The organism is Bradyrhizobium sp. NAS80.1, from assembly GCF_001908205.1.
GTDB lineage: Bacteria > Pseudomonadota > Alphaproteobacteria > Rhizobiales > Xanthobacteraceae > Bradyrhizobium.
Genome location: NZ_LGHL01000300.1, coordinates 1 through 3,217, shown reverse-complemented (window position 1 = coordinate 3,217; position 3,217 = coordinate 1). Strand labels below are relative to the sequence as shown.

Genomic DNA, 3,217 nt, shown 5'->3' with positions numbered 1-3,217 from the left:
CGAACTTCTTTTTCCATGCGACCACAGCTTACGACATTCTCCGCCACAAGGGCGCGCCGCTTGGAAAACGCGATTTCATGGGCAAGTTGAAATTGAAGGGGTGAGAGAGCAGTCTTCAGCCGACCTAAAAGCTGGCAAGCTTCGAAGGGCCGCCCTCAGCTTCGCTCCGCTTCTCGGACCTTCGGCGATGTCCGCTTTTCCGCCGCTTCTAGCGGTAAACCGAACATAGCTCGGACTGGCCACGACTTCCGAGTCTGACCCGGAGCCGCCGTCCCGTTCCGACGAACCCCGATACGATGCCCCAGTTTCGCGATGGAACCGTCGTAGCCTCGCCGGACGTATCCGTAAGGGCATTTGATACGCACTAAGAGGGTGAATGCGTCGGTCTTGAGGCTGGTGAAGATGTCGCGCCCGGATAGGGCCAACCAGTCCTTCTGCGCCGCGTAAGCAAGCGTCTCCTACGCGTCAGGGCAGATTCTGGCAACAAGAGTCCTGTCCTCCGTCTTTCAGAACTCGTGTACTATTCAAGCGCGAACGGATGACGCGGCCTGACCAAACTGGGCACGGCGTTTCGACATGCCAGAGAGTCTGTTGATCATGGCGGCGGATGGGATCCGTTGACGCCGTGTACCATGACCTGATGCCCTTTGGAAAAGATCTTCGAGCGGCTATCAGGAGTCTTTGCTTTTGGCCATTAGAAGAAGCTACCGATGCATACCGCCGAGCGTTTGCACCCTAACCGTCAAAACAAGAGCAATGACGTATCAATGACATGCGGTCGCCAACAGATGCATATCGAGCTTTCGGCCTGCGCTTCAGAAAGGAGGTTACTATGAATACCTTCGCACGCGTTACTACAGCCTTCGTGTTTGCATCAGCCCTGATGCCCTATGGCGTGCTGGCCCAAGGGCAAGTCGATGCGGTGCAGTTCCAGCGTCTATTGCAGCCCACGAGCAACATGCGCCTCTATACGATCGACCAGACCGAGATCAGCCGGATCACGGCCAACGGAGATTGGCAGCGTGAAGGTACGGAAGGCTGGCTCTTTCCAAGTCCGGTGGTGGGAACGACGCCACTCTATCGGCTCTATCTCAACAAAGACGGGAAGCATCCCGATCACCTTTACACGGCCAATCGAGACGAGGGGAACCAGGTCATCAAGACCTGGGGCTTCGCCTATGAACGGATCGCCGGCTACGTCGCCACGACACAGACGCCGGGCACGACGCCGTTGTTGCGTTTCTATAACCCGCAGGCGGGCCACTTCTACACGGTCAACGCGGAAGAGGCCGCTAGTGCCGTAGCAAAATATGGGTATGTTGCGGAAGGGCAGGTCGGCTATGTCTGGATCGGGCCTGCGACGCTCGCGTCCGTCATGCCGCCGCCCATTGCCTATCGGCGCATCGCGGGGGTCAAGTACCTAGACCTCGACCGTCAAGACACGAAGGATAGCGTGGCCGCGGACCGGGGCTACGCCTGCGTTGTACACAATCCCGGTTGCGGATGGGTCGGGAATGCCGGCGCAGACAAGTTCTTTGCAGGCGTCAAGCAGCTCCCAATCGGCGCAAGGCTTTCAACGTTTGAATATACACCCTATTGGCCGAAGGGCTTGAAGCGTGAGGATGCAGGAGGGCTTGGTAAGTCCGGCTCATACGGTCAGCGGATTGCGGATTACTCACCAATGTCGATCGGCTGGGAGAATGCATGCCAAGGCAAATACGCCGGCAAGAATGTGTACTACACGATCAGCTTCATCGTCGCGATGGAGGTCGGCACGGATCTCGGTGAAGATACATTCGATTCGCGTGGTACTGCCGGCTCAAATCTACCGCCGTGCGCACCAAGCGATTACGCATCGGTAGACGTGGGGCCGCCGCCCCCCACCTGCATGCCTTCCGAGTATCAAGCAACGCTGGTCCCGCAGATCCCCTGGGAGGGATATATTCCCTATACCGGCGTCTTCCCGCCTCCTGGCGTCGTCTATACCGGTCGGCCCGCCGAGGAGTGGGAGGTCGAGAAGTTCTCCAATCCCAATGCATTTCCCATCTTTATGTTTAAGCCGGGGATGGCCGCGACGAAATGCTTTGCGCAGGACGCCGGGGTAACACTTCAGACGTGGGGATCCACGTCAGCGCCTGAACTCTATGACGTGAAGACACTACATGGGCCAATCGCTCTTATGGCGTGCATTGCTAGCGGCACCTTGGTGCCAAATGCGATCGCTGTGAACGTCAGCTATTGTCACTAAGGCGCGATTTTGTCTCGATCGGCGTAGTCGGGCGCAAGCTTGGTCTGCGCTACGTGCTCGAAGGTGCGCAAGGTCAGCGGACCGCCGACGTGCCGGCTTGCAGCAGAACCATGCGTCGAGCTCCAGTACCTTCAAACGTTAGTTGGTGGGACTCGAGAAGCTGTGCCACGGGTCAATATTCCAATCCCCGAAGAAGCGGAATGGTCGCTGAGCCTGGAATTGCTTACGCTTTTGGTGTCGAGAAAAATCGTCATGCTCTTAGGTCCTTGCACCGAATGATTTTGTCACGTCATGAAATGGGCCTGCGCCCGCGGCGGCCTGACGAAGGGAAGAGCGCGGAGCGCTCGCCGGCCATCAGCAATTCTACTTCGAGCTATCGTGGCGCCGGTATCAAAAAGGACGGCGCAGCCTGGGTGCGCCGCCCTTCGTTAGCCAAGGGCGAAGCGGCTCACCTGCGATATAGCCGCCATTCCAATCTGGACCCGTCATGAATGAAAGCCCGCTACCATGAGACTGATTTTACGCAAATGATGCAGCGGGTACGGAAAATCACGCTTTTGCAGCCAGGCTTGCAGTCGACAAACTCTATTCCGAACTCCGTTTTCGGTGTCGCCGGAGAGTCCTTCGCTGTCGAGGTGGAGCTTGTCCTCCTAACGACCGGTGTCGCCGGAGGCCTATTCGAGCCGGACCTCAGATAAGCGGTATACGTGCCCACGCCAGTTACATCTTGGAAGTCCACCGGCTTGCCGTCTATTCCAATTGTGACCCTTGAGGGAAGAGGGGTATCCGCATTTGCTCGCGACTTTGCTGCATCGTTGGCATGAAATGTCAGGGCTACGTTTTTGCCGTTTGACCCAGCGACACGAGCTATTGATACCGTGTCGAAGTCCGATTGTCCCAGATCTGCAGGTTGGGCGAGCAAAGAACATGGGGTGAATACCATTGCATAAACGACCAATCGAATGCTTC

At 57.3% G+C, this 3,217-nt stretch carries 2 protein-coding genes; both read left to right on the top strand.

The window, feature by feature from the left end:
- Positions 1–104 (top strand): DUF1993 family protein (locus AC629_RS42005; protein ID WP_143199572.1); only part of this gene is annotated, 104 nt, incomplete at its 5' end.
- Positions 105–832: 728 nt separating this feature from the next.
- Positions 833–2,248 (top strand): hypothetical protein, encoded by a 1,416-nt coding sequence (locus tag AC629_RS42000; protein WP_084810508.1) that lies wholly within the window; start codon positions 833–835, stop codon positions 2,246–2,248.
- Positions 2,249–3,217 lie beyond the last annotated feature (969 nt).

What these genes read in the sequence shown, in the direction of transcription:
- AC629_RS42000 (WP_084810508.1), top strand. Translation starts at nt 833, where the DNA reads ATGAATACCTTCGCACGCGTTACTACAGCCTTCGTGTTTGCATCAGCC.